Origin of the sequence: Nonomuraea sp. NPDC050202, from assembly GCF_040656115.1 — a bacterium.
Taxonomy (GTDB): domain Bacteria; phylum Actinomycetota; class Actinomycetes; order Streptosporangiales; family Streptosporangiaceae; genus Nonomuraea.
On sequence record NZ_JBFALF010000004.1, the window covers coordinates 145,014 to 161,605 of the forward strand.

Here is a 16,592-nt window from a genome sequence, read left to right on the forward strand (position 1 = left end):
TATCTACCGTGGCGCGGCTCGTACGGTGAGAATGTGGGCAGGCTGGATGTGGGGGTCGAGGCGCACGTAGTTGCTCTGCCGCCATCGGTACGACTCGCCCGACAGCTCGTCGTCGACGACGAACTCGGCGTTCCAGTCGAGGCCGAGGGCGGGCAGGTCAAGGTCGACCGTCGCCTCGTGGGTATGGTGCGGATCAAGGTTGATGACCGCCAGAACGACGTCGCCCAGCCCGTGCCTTCGTGTGGCCGTGTCATAGGCGCCCGGGAGTCGTTTGGAGAAGCAGACGATGTCCGCCTGGTCGACCCTGTGGAACCGTAGATTACGCAATTCCTGAAGCGCCGGATGCGCTCTTCGGAACAAATTCAGATGCGTGATGAAGGGAGCCAGGCTCCACCCTTCACGTTCAGCCGCAGCCCAGTCGCGCGGTTTGTATTGATATTTCTCGCTATCCAGATATTCCTCGCTACCCGGGCGTACCGGGACATTTTCCCCGAGTTCGTACCCCGAGTAGACGCCCCAGGTGGGCGAGGCGAGCGCCGCCAGGACGGCCCTGATCTTGAACGCGGGCACGCCGCCGTGCTGCAGGTACTCGTGCAGGATGTCCGGCGTGTTCACGAACAGGTTCGGCCGCAGATAGCAGGAGGTCTCGTGGGCGAGCTCCGTCAGATATGTCTCCACATCGTGTTTGGAGTTCTTCCAGGTGTAGTACGTGTATGACTGGTGGAAGCCGGTCTTGGCCAGCGCGCGCATCATCGCCGGCCTGGTGAACGCCTCCGACAGGAAGATCACGTCGGGGTCGGTGCGGTGGATGTCGGCCAGCAGCCGCTCCCAGAAGGCCACCGGCTTGGTGTGCGGGTTGTCCACCCTGAAGATGCGCACCCCGTGGTCCATCCAGTGCCGCAGCACCCGCCTGACCTCGGTGTAGACGCCCTCCGGGTCCTTGTCGAAGTTGATCGGGTAGATGTCCTGGTACTTCTTCGGCGGGTTCTCGGCGTACGCGATCGACCCGTCGGCCCTGATCGTGAACCACTCGGGGTGCTCCTTGACCCACGGGTGGTCGGGGGAGCACTGCAGGGCGAAGTCGAGGGCGATCTCCATGCCGAGCTCCCTGGCCCGGCCGACGAACTCGTCGAAGTCCTCGATCGTCCCCAGGTCGGGGTGGACCGCGTCGTGGCCGCCGTCCTCCGAGCCGATCGCCCACGGCGAGCCCGGCTCGTCGGGCTCGGGGCTGAGCGTGTTGTTGCGGCCCTTGCGGAACGTGGTGCCGATCGGGTGGATGGGCGGCAGGTAGACGACGTCGAAGCCCATCTTGGCGATGGCGGGCAGCCGTTTCGCGGCTGTCTGGAAATTTCCGGACTTGGAGATGCCGAGCTCGTTGACCACCGCGCCTTCCGAGCGGGGGAAGAACTCGTACCAGGAGCCGTAGAGCGCCCTGCGCCGGTCCACCCTGATCTTGTGGGACTTCGACCTGGTCACCAGCTCCCGGAACGGGTGCGCCTCCAGCAGCGCCGCCGTCTCGGGGAGCTGGGCGATCGAGAGCCTGGCCCGGGGGTCGAGGTCCTGGTCGCGCAGCGTGGCCGAGATCGACAGCAGCGCCGCGCGGTGGCCGCAGGCGCTGTCGCCGTTGCCGTTCTGCCTGCGCCCGCCGTTCTGCTTGGACGCGCCGTTCGCGCCCGTCGCGCCGTTGGGGCAGTCGGCGGCGCGCACGGCCTTGGCGGCCCGCTCGAACAGCCGCGCGCCTTCCTCGCACATGAGATCGACGTCCATGCCGCGCGGGATCTTGATCTCGGCGTCATGCAGCCAGGTGCTGATCGGGTCGCTCCACGCCTCCACGCGGAACAGCCAGTCACCCTCGGTGGGCAGGCTCACGTCCACACCCCACCGGTCGGTGCCGGGGGCGAGCTCGCGCATGGGTTTCAGGCGGCCTCGCTGGCCGTCGGGCGCGGTGAGCACCACGCCCGAGGCCACGGCGTCGTGGCCCTCTCTGAAAACGGTCGCCGAGACCTGGAAGGTCTCGCCGGCGACCGCCTTGGCGGGCCACTGCCCGCAGTCGACGACGGGGGAGATGTCCGTGATGGGAATTCGTCCGATCATCGCATTCGAGAGTTTGCGGCGGCACTCCCGGTGCCGCCGGAGGCTTCCCTGGCAGGAACGATCCTTGCATGTAAATTGTGGACAGCAGCGGATAGACCTCCCGTCGGTGTGTACGGGAGAGCCCAACAACCTGGAAAGTTGCCCCAATAGTCGCTCTTCATGCTTGTTCCCGGAAGGGGTTTGAACGGCCTTCATGAGGGTGAAGGACTCAGAGGTCCCTCCTAGCCCGTAGGGTGCAGAAACGTGAGAGCTATCCGCCGGTTTACCGTCCGCACCGTCCTGCCCGCGGAGCTGGCCGCCCTCGGCGAGCTCGTCCACAATCTCCGATGGTCCTGGCACCCGGAGACGATGGACCTCTTCGCGGAGGTGGACGCCGCCCTGTGGGAACAGGTCGGGCACGATCCCGTCGCGCTGCTCGGCGCCGTCACGCCGGCCAGGCTGAGCGAGCTGGCGGCAGACCGCCGCTTCCTGCGCCGCCTCGCCGACGCCGCCGACGACCTGCGCGAATACATGACATCCCCGCGGTGGTACCAGACGCTGCCCCAGGGCGCGCGGGCCATCGCGTACTTCTCCCCCGAGTACGGCATCGCCGCCGCGCTGCCGCAGTACTCCGGAGGCCTCGGCATCCTCGCGGGAGACCACCTCAAGGCGGCCAGCGACCTGGGCGTGCCGATCCTCGCCGTCGGCCTGCTCTACCGCCACGGCTACTTCACCCAGTCGCTGTCGCCCGAGGGCTGGCAGCTCGAGCACTACCCGTCGCTCGACGCGGGCGGGTTGCCGCTGAGCCTGCTGAAGGACGCCGAGGGCGCGCCCGTCAAGATCCGCCTGGCCCTGCCCGACGACCGGGTGCTGCACGCGCAGGTGTGGGTGGCGCAGGTCGGGCGGATCCCGCTGCTGCTGCTCGACTCCGACGTGGCCGACAACGACACCGCCGCCCGCGACATCACCGACCGCCTCTACGGCGGCGGCACCGACCACCGGCTCATGCAGGAGCTGCTGCTCGGCGTCGGCGGCGTGCGCGCGATCAGGGCCTACTGCAAGATCACCGGTCATGCCGAGCCCGAGGTCTTCCACACCAACGAGGGCCACGCCGGCTTCCTCGGCCTGGAGCGCATCCGCGAGCTGACCGAGGCGCGGATGACGTTCGACGAGGCGCTGGAGGCGGTGCGCGCCGGCACGGTGTTCACCACGCACACCCCCGTCCCCGCCGGCATCGACCGCTTCCCCGTCGACATGATCGAGCGCCACTTCGGCGGCGCCAACGCCTGGCCGACGGTGCCGGTGGAGCGCATCCTCGCGCTGGGCGCGGAGTCCGACCCCGGACGGTTCAACATGGCCGTCATGGGCATGCGGCTGGCCCAGCGGGTCAACGGGGTGTCCCAGCTCCACGGCGAGGTCAGCCGGGAGATGTTCAAGACTCTTTGGCCGGGATTCGACCTCGACGAGGTGCCGATCGGCTCGATCACCAACGGCGTGCACGCGCCCACCTGGGTCGGCAGGGAGCTCATGGAGCTCGCCGGGCGCGAGGTGCCCTCGCTGCTGGAACGGGCCCGCGGCTGGGACGCCATCCAGAAGATCTCCGACGCCGACATCTGGGAGATCCGCGGCGTGCTGCGCCGGCGGCTGGTCGAGGGGGCCAGGGCGCGGCTGCGCAGGTCGTGGCGCGAGCGCGGGGCCTCCGACGCCGAGCTGGGCTGGATCGACGACGCGCTCGACCCCGGGGTGCTGACGATCGGGTTCGCCCGGCGGGTGCCGTCGTACAAGCGGCTCACGCTCATGCTGCGCGACCCCGAACGGCTCACCGAGCTGCTGCTCGACCCCGACAAGCCGGTGCAGATCGTCATCGCCGGCAAGGCCCACCCCGCCGACGAGGGCGGCAAGAAGCTCATCCAGCAGATCGTCAAGTTCGCCGACCGCGCCGACGTGCGGCACCGGATCGTCTTCCTGCCCGACTACGACATGACGCTCGGGCAGCTCATGGTCCAGGGCTGCGACGTGTGGCTGAACAACCCGCTGCGGCCCCTGGAGGCGTCCGGCACGTCCGGCATGAAGTCCGCGCTGAACGGCGGGCTCAACCTGTCGATCCGCGACGGCTGGTGGGACGAGTGGTACGACGGCACCAACGGCTGGGCCATCCCCACCGCCGACGGGGTGAGCGACCCCGACCGGCGCGACGAGCTGGAGGCCGCCGCCCTGTACGACCTGATCGAGCACGAGGTGTCCGACCGGTTCTACGACCGGGCGCTCGACGGCCTGCCGCGGCGCTGGATGGAGATGGTCAAGCACACGCTGACCTCGCTCGGGCCGAAGGTGCTCGCCGGCCGCATGCTGCGCGACTACGTCGTCGACCTGTACAACCCGGCCGCCGCCGCGGCCCGCGCCCTGAGCGCCGACTCCTACGCCCCCGCCAAGGCGTTCGCCGCCTGGCGGGTGCGGGTCACCCGGGCCTGGCCCGGGGTGCGGGTGGAGCACGTGGAGGCCGCGGGCGTGGGCGACACCCCCGAGGTCGGCGCCGCCATGGAGCTGCACGCCACGATCGCACTCGGCGACCTGGAGCCGGACGACGTGCTGGTGGAGGCCGCGCACGGCAAGGTCGGCCCGCACGACGAACTCGTCCACCCCTCGTACACGAAGCTGACCGTGCGCTCGGTGGACGACGACGGACGGGCCCACTACACGGGCGGGGTCCCGCTCGACCGCACCGGCGCCTTCGGCTACACGGTCCGCGTGGTCCCGGCCCATCCACTGCTGGCCACCCCGGCCGAGCTGGGCCTGATCGCCGTCCCGGAGGAGCCCGCAGGCATGACGAACGGCACGCTGCGGTAGGTGTACCGGCCGCGGTCGTCGGTGACAGTCACTTCGAACGGTGAGAAACGTGGCGCTCGCTTATCGGGCACAGGCGGCATAATCGGTCCGTGGACGACAGTAGGAACGGCTTGCGCGCCGACACTCTTGTGGCCACGGTCCGCGGTGTGCTGCCGTCCCTGACGCCTGCCGCCCAGACCGTCGCCCGCCTCATCCTGGAGGACCCGGCGACGGTGGCCAGGAGCACCATCACGGAGCTCTCCGCCGCCTCGGGCACCAGCGAGGCCACGATCGTACGCACGGCGAGGCTGCTCGGCTTCGCCGGATACCCGCAGCTCAGGCTGGCCCTGGCGGCGGCGGCCGCGCAGCCCGACCGGCTCGTGCCCGGCGACCTGGCCCCCGACGACCCCCTGTCGGAGGTCATCCAGAAGGTGGCGCGGGCCGAGTCGGAGGCGATCAACGACACCGTCGCCCAGCTCACCTCCGAGCGGCTCGGCCTGGTCGTGGACGCCATCGTCGGGGCCAGGCGGATCGACGCCTTCGGGGTCGGCGCCTCCGGGCTGGTCGCCGAGGACGTCGCCCAGAAGCTGCTGCGCATCGGCCTGTCCAGCCACGCCTTCCAGGACGCGCACCTGGCGCTGACCAGCGCGGTGCTGCTGCGCAAGGGCGACGTCGCCATCGGCATCAGCACCTCGGGCGAGACCCCCGACGTGATCGAGCCGCTGAGCCGGGCCAAGGAGGCCGGGGCCACCACGGTCGCGATCACGAACAACCCGCGCTCGTCCATCGCGGAGCTGGCCGAGCACGTGCTGATCTCGGCCGGGCGCGAGACGGAGTTCCGTCCCGGCGCCCTGGCCAGCCGGATCAGTCAGCTCCTCGTGGTCGACTGCGTGTTCGTCGGCGTCGCCCAGCGCACGTTCGACTCCTCCCAGGAGGCGCTGGCGAGCACCAGGCGCGCCGTCAAGGAGTTCACCCGGAGAACGTCACCTGCACGTCGTCAGCCTTGACGAACATCACGCGGTGCCCGAACTGGATCTCCAGGTACTTGGTCCTGCCCCTGACCACCTTGTGGTCCTCCAGGTTGAAGGTGACCGCGCGGTAGTACTCCGTGGCGGCCGGGCCCGCGAGCGTGTACTTCTCGCCGGCGGAGAACGTGTACTGCAGCGGCGTCACCGCCTGGTACGGGACGCCCTCCGGGTACGCCTCCTGCTCCGGGTACGCCCTGCCGTACACCGGGACCGTCGCCTTGCCCGGCTTCGGCGTGACGACCAGCCCCATGGACGGCACCGCGGTCGGCGCGGCGGCCGGGTTGTGGAACCAGGCCTTCTGGCCGAGGTACCAGATGGCCGTCCAGTCGCCCTGGCGGTCGGCCACGGCGAAGCGCTGGCCGGTGCTGGCGCGGGCGCTGTGGTCGTACACGCTGTAGAGGGATTCGCCGGTCGGATGCTTGCCGATGTCCTTGACCAGCGGCGCGTCCGCGCGGGGCTCGGTACGCAGCCAGACGGTGCCGGCGGGCAGCGGCGGGCAGGCGGCTTGCGGGTTCTTGCGGTCGCAGCCGTAGAAGTAGGGCTTGTTGGTGGCGAAGTCCGGCTTGATCATGATCGATCCCGCGCGGGGGCTGCCGAAGCCGTGCAGCGGGGCGCCCATGAGCTGGAAGTAGTGCGCCCAGTCCCAGAACGGCCCCGGGTCCTCGTGCATGCCGCGCACGGTCGTCGGCAGGGTGCCGGGGACGTTGTCGTGGCCCAGGATGTGCGCGCGGTCCAGCGGCACGGCGTGCTTGAGCGCCAGGTAGCGGACCAGGCGGGCGCTCGACCGGTACATCGCCTCGGTGTACCAGGTGCCGCCCTCGGCCAGGAAGCCCTCATGCTCGAGGCCGATGGACTTGGCGTTGATGTACCAGTTGCCGGCCTGCCAGCCGACGTCCTTGGTCTTGATGTGCTGGGCGATGTGGCCGTCGGACGAGCGGATGGAGTAGTGCCAGCTCGCGCCGTAGTTCGGGTCCTGATTGAGGCGGATGGAGGGCAGGAAATATCCCTCCATGTCGTGGATGATGATGTAGTCGACCTTCTGACTGAACGGGCGGTTCGCCAGGTCGTAGTGGCCGTAGTCGTTGTCCGGCAGCTCCTGGTAGGCGGCCGGGATCCACTCGCAGGAGATCGAGGCGGGGCACTCCACGCCGTCGGGGCGTGACGGGCGCAGGCCGAGCTTCTCCAGCCACTTCTCGATCTTCTCCAGGCCGGGCACGGCCTTGAGCGCGACCTGCTCCCCGTCGTCGGTCGTCCGGGTGGCGCCCTGCTCGATCACCGAGAAGACCTCGTCGGCGAAGAACTTGGCCGCCCCGGCCTCCTCGGCGCCCGAGTAGCGGGCGACGGCGCCGTACCACTCGCCGGGGTCGTCGCTGAGCGGCGCGCCGAGCGCCTTCTGGTAGTCGGCCAGCAGCGCCGCGCCGCCGCGGATGTTGGCGGCGTCGTCCGTGCGCAGCTTCTCGTGGCTCTCACCGGTCAGCGCGGCGGCCCGCTCCATGGTGCGCAGCGAGGCGGGGACGTCGGCGGGCGCCGGCTGCTCGCCCGGCGCGGGCAGCGGGCGGCTCTCGTCGCCGCGGGCGTCCTCCGAGCCCTCGCTGTGGTGGTTGGCGGAGGTGAACGCGGCGGCGTCGGTCAGGTGCATGGGCCCGAAGCCGGCGTCGCTGGAGGGCTGCCCGGCGTGGGCGTCCCAGCGGGACTCCAGGTAGGAGACGCCCAGCAGCACGCTCTCCGGCACCTGGAACTCCTCGGCGGCCGCCGCGAACGCCTGCTGCCGGTCGGCGGGATCCTGGGCGTGAGCTGCGCTGAGATTGCTTAACGGGAGGACGGCGATCAGGGAGATCGCCAGTAGTCTGCGCATGGGCACTCCTCGGGACTGGGGGGCGCGTCGTGCAGGCTCAGCGTCTCAACATTTTCCTTCGTAGGCGAGATCTTTACGGAGATATTTTTCAGCTTTGACGTCCGTGCTCGTGCTCACCGGCTGGGCCTCACCGGCCGTGCCAGGAGTGCCAGAGGTCCGCGTACGCCCCGCCTGCCGCGACCAGCTCGTCATGCGTTCCCAGCTCCGTGAGCCGGCCCTCCCGCATCACCGCCACCCGGTCCGCGTCGTGCGCGGTCTGCAGCCGGTGGGCGATGGCGATGACCGTGCGGCCCCGGAGCACGGCGGCCAGCGCGCGCTCGGTGTGCCGGGCCGTGCGCGGGTCCAGCAGCGCGGTCGCCTCGTCGAGGATCAGCGTGTGCGGGTCGGCCAGCACCACGCGGGCCAGCGCCAGTTGCTGGGCCTGCGCGCCGTCCGGGCGGTGGGCGCCGTGGCCCAGGTCGGTGTCCAGGCCGTCGGCGAGGTCGCCGACCCAGTCCGCGCCCACCGCCGCCAGGGCCGCGCACAGCTCGGCGTCCGTGGCGGAGGGGGCGGCGATGCGCAGGTTGTCGCGCACGGTGCCGAGGAAGACGTGGTGCTCCTGGGTGACGAGGACGACGCGCTCGCGCAGCTGGGCCGGGCCGAGGCCGGACACGGGGACGCCGCCCACCGTGACGGAGCCCGCCTTGGGGACGTCCATGCCCGCAAGCAGCCTGCCCAGCGTGGTCTTGCCCGCGCCGGAGGGCCCGACGATCGCCAGGCGCTCGCCGGGGCGTACCCGGAGATCCACCCCGTGCAGGACGTCGGGGCCGCCGTCGTAGGCGAAGCGCACGCCGGAGACCTCGATGCGGTCGTCGGCCGGCACGGGGGAGGCCTCGGCAGGGCGCGAGGTCAGGGCCAGCCCCTCCACGCGGGCGAACGAGGCGGTGCTGCTCTGCAGGCGTTCGAGCTGCTCAAGGATGGTGTTGAGCGGCTCGGAGAGCTGGGTCAGGTAGAGCGCCGCGGCCACCACCGTCCCCAGCGTCACGGCGCTCGGCTCCCGCATCAGCAGCGCGCCGCCGAGCAGGAGGACGGCGGTGACCGGCAGCACGTGCGAGACGTCCACCACCGGGAACAGCACGCTGCGCAGGAACAGCGTCCTGAGGCGGGTGCGGCGGCACTCCTCGATCGCGCCCTGGCAGGCGTCGATGCGGCGGCGCTCCAGGCGCAGCGCCTCCATCGTGCGGGCGCCGCCGGTGGTCGAGGCCAGCTCCTCGGCGAGCGCCGAGTTCGCGCTGCCCTCGTCCAGGTACGCCGTGACAGCCCGGCGCAGGTACCACCGGGAGGCGAACCAGATGCCCACCAGCCCGAGCAGCCCGCACGCGCCCAGCCGCGGATCCAGCACGAAGACCGCGACCAGCACGAACAGCGCCCGCACCGCCGCGATCGCCACGTCCGGCCCCGCGTCACGCAGCGTGGCCCCGACGGAGGCGACGTCGGTGGTCCCGCGGGTGGTCAGGTCACCCGTGCCGGCCCGCTCGACCGCCGACGACGGCAAGGCGAGTGCCCGCTCGGCGAACTGCTCCCTGATGCGGGCCAGCGTGCGCTCGCCGAAGCGGTGGCCGACGTAGCTCGCGTACCGGGACAGCAGGAGCTGGGCCACGGCGCAGACCAGGATGGCCAGCGCCAGCCGGTCCACGGTGGCCAGGCTCGCGCCGGCCTTGACCTCGTCGATGATGCGGCCCAGCAGCCACGGCGCGGCCAGGCCGGCGGCCGCGGCCAGGGCGTTGAGCGTGAGCATGCCGGCGAAGGCGCGGCCGTCCAGGCGGATCAGGCGCAGCGCGGCCCGCCGGGTCTGCCTGGGCTCGGCGATCGGCAGGCCGCCGGTGGTGTCGTCCTGGGCGGCAGCGGCCGGCCCCCGGGTGGTGGCGCTCGTCGAGTCCGCGGCCGGCCGCGGGGTGGCGGCGCTCATCGAGCCCGCTCCTCGGTCGCGACGTCGCCTGGGTTTGCCGCCGCTCATCGAGTTCGCTCCTCGGTCGCGACGCCGCCTCGCTTGCCGCCGCTTCCGCTGTCACCGTCAGCGCCGCCGGCGTCCGCGTCGTGCTCGTCGTCATCGGTGCTGCGCGAGACCAGCGCGCGGTAGCCGGGTTGGTCGCGTAGCAGGTCGTGGTGGGAGCCCGAGGCCGCCACCACGCCGTCCACCAGGTAGTGCACGAGGTCCGCGCGATCCAGGAGGAGCGGCGAGGTGGTGGCGACGGCCGTGGTCCGGCCGGCGCGAGCCGCGCGCAGCCGTTCCGCCACCGTCGACTCCGTGTGGGCGTCCAGGGCCGAGGTGGGCTCGGCGGCCAGGAGGATCTCCGGGTCGGCCAGCAGCGCGCGGGCCAGCCGCAGCCGCTGCCGCTGCCCGCCCGACAGGTTGCGGCCCTGGGCGGCGACGGCCGAACCGAGCCCGTCCGGCAGCGCCTGCACGATGTCGTCGGCCATGGCCGCGTGGATCGCCCGCGCCACGTCCTCGTCCAGCGGGCGTGTGCGGATCCTGGCATCCTCGTCCAGCGGGCGTGTGCGGATCCTGGCATCCTCGTCCAGCGGGCGTGTGCGGCCCCTGGCATCCTCGTCCGGCGCATCGAGGCGGCCGGCGACGACCGAGCGCAGGGTGCCCGCGAACAGGTCCGCCTCGTTGTCGGCCACCAGGATCCGCTCGCGCAGCCGTACCGGATCGATGTCGCGCAGGCGCACCCCGCCCCAGGTGGCCTCCGACGCGGTGAACCCGCCCAGCCGGTCCAGCACCGCGACCGGCTCCGACGGCCGGGCGCTGACCAGCGCGGTCAGCTTGCCGGGCGCGATCTCGACGCCGGACACCGGATCGTGCAAGGGGGCGGGCGCCGGCGGAGGGGCCAGGTCGCCGCCGGAGGTGTCGGGCTTCAGGGTCAGGAAGTGCACGACCCTGCGGGCGGCGACCAGGCCGCGGCCGATGTCGTAGCCGCCCTCGACGAAGAACGAGACCGGCACCACCAGCACGGCGGCGTACCCGTACACCGCCACCAGCTCCCCGACCGTGATGTCCCCCTGCACGGCCATCCGGGCCGCCAGCCACGTCACCGCGCCCAGGAACAGCGTGGGCAGGCCCACCCCAAGGGCGTGGATCCAGCTCGTCACGGCCCCGACCCGGTAACCCTGGTCCCGCAGCTTCCGGGAGCCGTGCCGGTAGCGGGCGGCGTAGACGTCCTTGCCGCCGATGCCGTTCAGCACCCGCAGCCCTCCCGCGATGTCGGCGAACCGGGCGGCGAGCTCGCCCTGCCGTACCCGGTAGGCCGTCTCCACCCCGCGCAGCCGCCCCAGCAGCGGGCCGAGCAGCACGACGAGCAGCGGCACGCCCAGCAGCACCACGGCGGCCAGCAGCGGGGAGACGGTCAGCAGCAGCCCGGCCACGACGGCGTAGGCCAGCACCGCGCCGACGCCCGGGCCGGTCACCGTGAGAGTGCCGCTCATCACGGCGGCGTCGCCGAACCCGATCGTGACCACCTCCCCGGCCGTCACCTTGCGCGGTAGCGCCGCACCCAGGCGCGTCGCCTGCAGGGCCACCACCTGTACGGATCGGAACGCGGCGTCCATGCGCACCCGGGTCATCGTCCGGTGACGCATGATGGCCAGCCAGGCGTTCAGCAAGCCGATGCCGAACACGGCGGCGGCCCACCCGGCCAGCACGGGCCAGCGCCCCTTGGCCAGGCCGTCGTCGATGGCGCGGGACAGGAAGTACGGCGGCAATGTCAGGCAGACCATCCACGCGGTGCCCAGGCAGGCGCCCGCCAGGACCCGGCCGCGCTGTTGCGTCACGAGCCACCACAGGTATCGCCCGGCGCTGCGGCAGTCAGGGGTGCCCGGATTCATTGTCCGATCCGCCACGCCTTGCACCCTATTGAGCGCAGAGTCCGGATCCATCGGTAGGGGGCACCGCGAGCGGGACAGCGTGGTACGCGCCCTGGCGGCTCTCGTCACGCGATCACGGCACGAGGGCGGCCCGCGTTATCACGGCACGAGGACGACCTTGCCCGTGGTCTGCCGGGACTCCAGCGCCGCGTGCGCCGCGGCGGCCTGCGACAGCGGGAACACCTGCACGTCCGGCACCAGCGTGCCGTCGGCCGCCGCCGCCAGGGCCCTGACCTCGTACGCCGGCCGCTCATCCGGCCGGCCGAGCAGCAGGAGCAGGGCGTTGGTCACGGTCAGGCCGCGTTCCCGCACGGTCTCGGGGTCCGGCGTGAAGTCGCCCTGGGAGGCGTTGCCGATGGTGACGTACCGGCCGCCGTCGGCCAGCAGCTCGAACGCCGCCCGCGCCTTGTCGCCGCCGACCCCGTCGAGCAGGGCGGTGACCTTCCTGCCGCCCAGCCACGAGCCGACCTCCTCCTGCCAGGAAGGAACGTCGTAGTCCACGGCGAAGTCGGCGCCCAGCTCGCGGACGGCCGCCACCTTGCCGGGGCCGCCCGCCGCGCCGATCACCTGGGCGCCGAGGCGGCGCGCGTACTGGATGATCAGCCGCCCGATCCCGCCCGCCGCCGAGGTCACCAGGACGACGTCCGAGGAGGTCAGCTCGGCCACGTCGAGGAACTGCAGCGTGGTGACGCCGGTGACGATCATCGCGACGGCCGCCTCGTGGCTCAGCCCGGCGGGCAGCCGGTGCAGGCCGTCCACGCCGGCCACGGCCAGCTCCGCGTACCCGCCGGGCTGCCCGCCCGAGGTGACCACGTCACGGCCGATCCAGGCGGGGTCCACTCCCGGCCCCACGGCGTCCACCTGCCCGGACACCTCGCCGCCGAAGACGGCCGGCAGCTCGGGCAGGGGCGGCAGCGAGTCGCTGGCCAGGCCGGCGCGCATCATGGTCTCGACCAGGTGCACGCCGGCCGCCTTGACGGCGATGCGCACCTGGCCGGGGCCGGGCTCGGGGTCGGGGACGGTCTCGTAGCTGAGGTTCTCGGCGGGGCCGAAGGCGTGCAGGACGACGGCGTGCATGGTGTTCTCCCGTAGGGCTCTGTCCGGTTGCTCCCTACGAGGGTGCAACCTCAACTTTGCTTCAGGTCAACCCGTCAGCCGACGTCGAGCACCGCCTTGCCGTGCAACCGGCCCTCCACCAGGGCGGCGACGGCCTCGTCCGCCCGCTTCCACTCGCCGCGCCAGGAGATCCCCGGGTCGAGGTCGCCGGCGGCCACGCGGGCGGCCAGCCAGGTCAGGTCGGGGACCAGGTCCGCGCCGTCCAGCAGGTAGAAGGTGACGACGGAGCGGTCGTGCCGGCCCTCGTTGCCGAAGAGCGCGCCGAACGGGAAGACCTCCGCCTCGCCCGTGCCGTGGCCGACCGAGACCAGCGTGCCGTGCGCCGCGAGCCGGTCGAACGCCGCCACGAGCTGGGGCCCGCCGACGTTGTCCACCACCCCGTCCACCAGGCCGTCCACCAGCTCCGGGCGGGCGACCACCTCGTGGGCGCCCAGCGCGCGCAGCCCGTCGCCGTGCCCCGCCGGGTCCCCGGTCGAGGCGATGACGTGGGCGCCGGCGCGGCGGGCGAGCTGCACGGCGTACCGGCCCACACCTCCCGTGGCGCCCGTCACCAGCACCCGCTTGCCCAGCAGCGGCCCGATCCTGCGCAACGCGCGCAACGCGCTGGCGCCCGCCACCGGGACCGTGCTGATCGCCCCGAGGTCGGCCCCGGCCGGTACGACGCCGAGCGTCGAGGTGTCCGCGGCACGCAGCTCCGCCCACGCGCCGTCGTAGCCGATGGTGATCACCGGGGTACCGGCGGCCGGGCCGGAGCCGTCGGCCGCGGCGCGCTCGACCACCCCCGCGGCGTCCCAGCCCAGCACGGCGCCGTCGCCGGCGTGCTCGATGCCGTGCTTGACCTCGCCGAAGTTGAGCGACGTGGCGTGCACCCGGACCAGGGCCTGGTGCGGCTGGGGCACGGGATCGGCGGTCTCGCCGAGGCGCAGGCCGGAGGGGGTCGAGTGGTCGATCAGCAGAGCACGCATGGGTTCGCGCCTTTCAGGAAGGGGACAACGGCTCATTTATGCCACTCAGCGGCATAAGCGTGCAAGTGGCGTTCGCCGCTCGCCTACACTTCCCTGCATGACCTCCGCACCGCCCCTGCGCGAACGCAAGAAGCAGCGCACCCGGCAGGCCCTGATCGACGCCGCACTCGACCTGTTCGGCAGCCGCGGCTTCGGCGGGGTCACCCTGGACGAGCTCTGCGAGGAGGTGGAGGTGTCCAAGCGCACGTTCTTCCGGTACTTCGCCGGCAAGGAGGACGTCGCGATGGCGCCGCTGCATGACATGTGGGGCGTCTTCCTGGAGGAGCTGGAGACGATCCCGGCCGATGGGCGGCCGCTGGTGGAGCAGATGCAGGCGGCCCTGCTGGCCGCGCTGGAGCGGGTGGCCGACGAGGCCTGGGCCGGGCGGGCCGTGCTGAGCTACCGGCTGTCCCAGGAGACGTCCACGATGGACGCGCACAACCTGCACTTCTGCGAGAGCACCATGGGATCGGTGGTGGAGGTGCTGCACCGGCGGCTCGACCTGCCGGACGATCCGCGTACCCGGCTGGCGGGCGACATGCTGGTGGCGGCGTGGCGGGTCGCGGTCGGCGGGTGGGCGGCCGAGGCGGGGGACCCGCCGTCCGTGCCGGCGCTCGCCGCCCGCGTCCGCGACGCGGTGGCGGCCCTGCCCGGAAGCCTCACGCTGACCGCCACCTCCCGCCCGGAAGCACGCTGACCGCACGCCCCCTCGGCTCACCCGCGCTCATCGGCGCTCATCGGCGCTCACCCGCGGGCCGCGCCTCGGATCACCCGCGCTCATCGGCCATCGCCTGCGGGCCGCACCTCGGCGCGGATCGCTAGGGCACGAGCTTCAGCGAAGGGCGTCGGTCGGGCAGGCCGATCAGCTCGCGTACGCGGGCGATGGGCCAGGCCAGCTCCTGCGCCAGCGTGGCGACGCTCAGCCCGCTCTCCCGGCCGGCCAGCTCGAACGCCTGGGCCAGCAGCACCGGCTGCTCGCCCGGATAGCCGGAGACCGGCTCGTTGGTGAAGCCCGGCTGGTCGCGCAGCGCGGCCAGGCGCTGGTAGGCGCGGCCGGCGGCGGAGTCGGACAGCAGCCCCGTCTCCCTGCACCGGTAGAGCAGCGAGTCGACCGACACCCCCCACGTCAGCCGCAGCTCGGCCAGCCGCCGCAGGTCGGCGCGGAGCGGGAGCTGGGGCAGGATGCTGTCGCGCGGCGTGAGGAACTCGGCCGCGAACGCGTCGGCCTCCCGCTCCTGCTGCGGGTCGCCCGCCGCCGTGTCGCCGTGCAGCACCAGGTGACCCAGCTCGTGGGCCGCGGTGAAGCGGTGGCGGTAGATGTCGTCGAACCGGTTGGGCGTCAGCACCACGATCGGCCGCGGCAGGCTGGAGGTGGAGAAGGCGTCGACGGTGACCGCGTCGGGGTCGTGGCGGGGGAAGGCCACGACGATGCCGTGCGACTCCATGCGGCGCACGAGATGGCCGATCGGGCCGGTGCCCAGCCCCCAGTGGGCGCGCAGCGCGCGGGCCGCGCCCGCCGGGTCGCGCGGCAGGTCGGAGTGCATCTCGCCGCCCGCGAACCCGGGCAGGTCGACCGGGGGGAGCTGGACGCGCTTCTCCAGCGCGTAGGTCAGCTCCCACACCTGCTCGACGAAGGCCACGGCCTTGGCCCGCTGGTAGGCGCGGGTGGAGCGGAGGCTGCGGAAGTGCGCCATGGAGCCGTCGAGCTTGCCGTGCGGGCGCCCCGACAGGAAGAACGCCACCGGCACCGACAGCACCTCGGCCAGCCGCGGGATCAGGTCGGGGCGGGGCCGGGTGACGCCGGACTCGTACTGGCCGACCGCGGCGGGGGAGACGCCGAGGTGCTCGGCGACCTCCTTCTTGGTGAGCGCGGCCAGGTGGCGGGCCTGGGTGAGGCGGGTGGCGTCGAACGCGTCGGCGACCGCCTGCGGGCTCGGCCCGCCCACCCTGGAACTCCGGCCGCCCGCGTCACGCGGCGGCCGCCCGCCCGTGCCGGAGTCACGCACCGCTGGCGGCTTCTGGCCCGAACGGCAGCGGCTCGGCGACCGGCGCCCCGAGGTGCGCGGCGCCCCTGCGCGGGTTGAGCGCCGGCGCGGGCGGCACCCCCTGGTCGAACGCCGCGGCCTCGCCCTCGCGCCGGGCGGGCGCCGCGCTCTCCTGCACCAGCGGGATCTCCTCGCAGTGGTGCCAGCGCAGGCTGCCGGTACGGTCGAGCAGCTCGGCCTCGCCCCACCAGGCGTCGAGCAGCCCGGCGTGCGCGTTGCAGGCGTAGGCGATCAGCACCAGCCGGGTGTCCTCCGGCAGGTCGCCCAGCGCCTCGGCGACCGGGACGGCGTGCGGCGCGACGTCGTGCAGCGCGAGCTGCCGCATCCGCGGCTCGGGCCCGAACCGGTTGAACAGCGCCTGCACCAGCGCCGACGGCCGCCCGTCGCCGATGCGCGCGCTCATCACGCTGATCGAGCGGTCCTTGGCGTAGCGGAACGGGAACAGCAGCTTGCCGTCGAGCACGACGAGCTCGTGCTGGGAGCCGCCGGGCTTGACGACGCGCACGTCGCCCAGGTCCTCGAAGGCCTCGGCCAGCGCCTCGAACTTGCGAGACATCAGCGTGAACCCGAACGGATGCAGATGATCGGTCTGCGCCACCTTCTGGGCGTCGAGCGCGTTCTCCAGCGCCACCGACAGCGCCTCGGCGATGCCCTGTCTGATCAGGGGAACGCGCTGCCCGAACGTGTCGTGGGCCCACTGGGACATCCGCATGCCCGACCTCCCGCCGCTTTACTTTCCAAC

General features: G+C 72.5%; 11 protein-coding genes. 3 read left to right on the top strand and 8 right to left on the bottom strand.

All coding sequences use genetic code 11. The features are described from left to right. Nucleotides 1-3: 3 nt before the first annotated feature. Nucleotides 4-2,094 carry an alpha-1,4-glucan--maltose-1-phosphate maltosyltransferase gene (locus AB0I79_RS14415; RefSeq protein ID WP_357871995.1) on the bottom strand — a complete coding sequence of 697 codons (2,091 nt, stop codon included), beginning with the start codon at nt 2,092-2,094 and terminating at the stop codon, nt 4-6. 243 nt (nt 2,095-2,337) lie between these two features. Between AB0I79_RS14415 and glgP the strand changes: the two genes are divergently transcribed. Together glgP and AB0I79_RS14425 are read left to right on the top strand one after the other, a co-directional pair. Next, the gene (gene glgP, locus AB0I79_RS14420) at nt 2,338-4,920 is read left to right on the top strand and encodes an alpha-glucan family phosphorylase (RefSeq protein WP_357871998.1); all 2,583 of its coding nucleotides are present in this window, start codon (nt 2,338-2,340) and stop codon (nt 4,918-4,920) included. A gap of 89 nt (nt 4,921-5,009) precedes the next feature. After that, nucleotides 5,010-5,906: a MurR/RpiR family transcriptional regulator gene (locus AB0I79_RS14425; RefSeq protein WP_357872001.1), complete on the top strand. Its 897-nt coding sequence runs from the start codon at nt 5,010-5,012 to the stop codon at nt 5,904-5,906. Here the strand turns inward: AB0I79_RS14425 and AB0I79_RS14430 are convergent. The 5 genes from AB0I79_RS14430 to AB0I79_RS14450 all read right to left on the bottom strand — a co-directional run bounded on the left by AB0I79_RS14430 (nt 5,869) and on the right by AB0I79_RS14450 (nt 13,766). Then, complete coding sequence (locus AB0I79_RS14430) at nt 5,869-7,782, bottom strand: peptidoglycan recognition family protein (RefSeq protein WP_357872004.1); 1,914 nt, start codon at nt 7,780-7,782, stop codon at nt 5,869-5,871. The genes AB0I79_RS14425 and AB0I79_RS14430 overlap by 38 nt on opposite strands. Before the next feature lie 127 nt (nt 7,783-7,909). After that, nucleotides 7,910-9,730, bottom strand: a complete 1,821-nt coding sequence (locus AB0I79_RS14435) for an ABC transporter ATP-binding protein (RefSeq protein WP_357872007.1) — start codon at nt 9,728-9,730, stop codon at nt 7,910-7,912. Nucleotides 9,731-9,774: 44 nt separating this feature from the next. Next, nucleotides 9,775-11,661: an ABC transporter ATP-binding protein gene (locus AB0I79_RS14440; protein WP_357872010.1), complete on the bottom strand. Its 1,887-nt coding sequence runs from the start codon at nt 11,659-11,661 to the stop codon at nt 9,775-9,777. A gap of 123 nt (nt 11,662-11,784) precedes the next feature. Continuing rightward, a complete protein-coding gene (locus AB0I79_RS14445; RefSeq protein WP_357872013.1) occupies nt 11,785-12,762 on the bottom strand; it encodes a zinc-binding dehydrogenase in 978 nt (325 codons plus the stop codon). A 74-nt stretch (nt 12,763-12,836) separates the two neighbouring features. Further along, on the bottom strand, nt 12,837-13,766 hold the full coding sequence (locus AB0I79_RS14450; protein ID WP_357872016.1) for a zinc-binding dehydrogenase: 930 nt from the start codon (nt 13,764-13,766) through the stop codon (nt 12,837-12,839). Between the two features lie 97 nt (nt 13,767-13,863). Here AB0I79_RS14450 and AB0I79_RS14455 point away from each other — a divergent pair, with 97 nt between their 5' ends. Further along, complete coding sequence (locus AB0I79_RS14455) at nt 13,864-14,502, top strand: TetR family transcriptional regulator (protein ID WP_357872018.1); 639 nt, start codon at nt 13,864-13,866, stop codon at nt 14,500-14,502. 121 nt (nt 14,503-14,623) lie between these two features. On the opposite strand, the gene AB0I79_RS14460 is transcribed toward AB0I79_RS14455, so the two are convergent. Next, nucleotides 14,624-15,811, bottom strand: coding sequence for an XRE family transcriptional regulator (locus tag AB0I79_RS14460; RefSeq protein ID WP_357872020.1), 1,188 nt, complete (start codon nt 15,809-15,811; stop codon nt 14,624-14,626). Beyond that, nucleotides 15,804-16,562: a hypothetical protein gene (locus AB0I79_RS14465; protein WP_357872022.1), complete on the bottom strand. Its 759-nt coding sequence runs from the start codon at nt 16,560-16,562 to the stop codon at nt 15,804-15,806. The genes AB0I79_RS14460 and AB0I79_RS14465 overlap by 8 nt, the downstream gene beginning before the upstream one ends. Between the last annotated feature and the right edge of the window lie 30 nt (nt 16,563-16,592).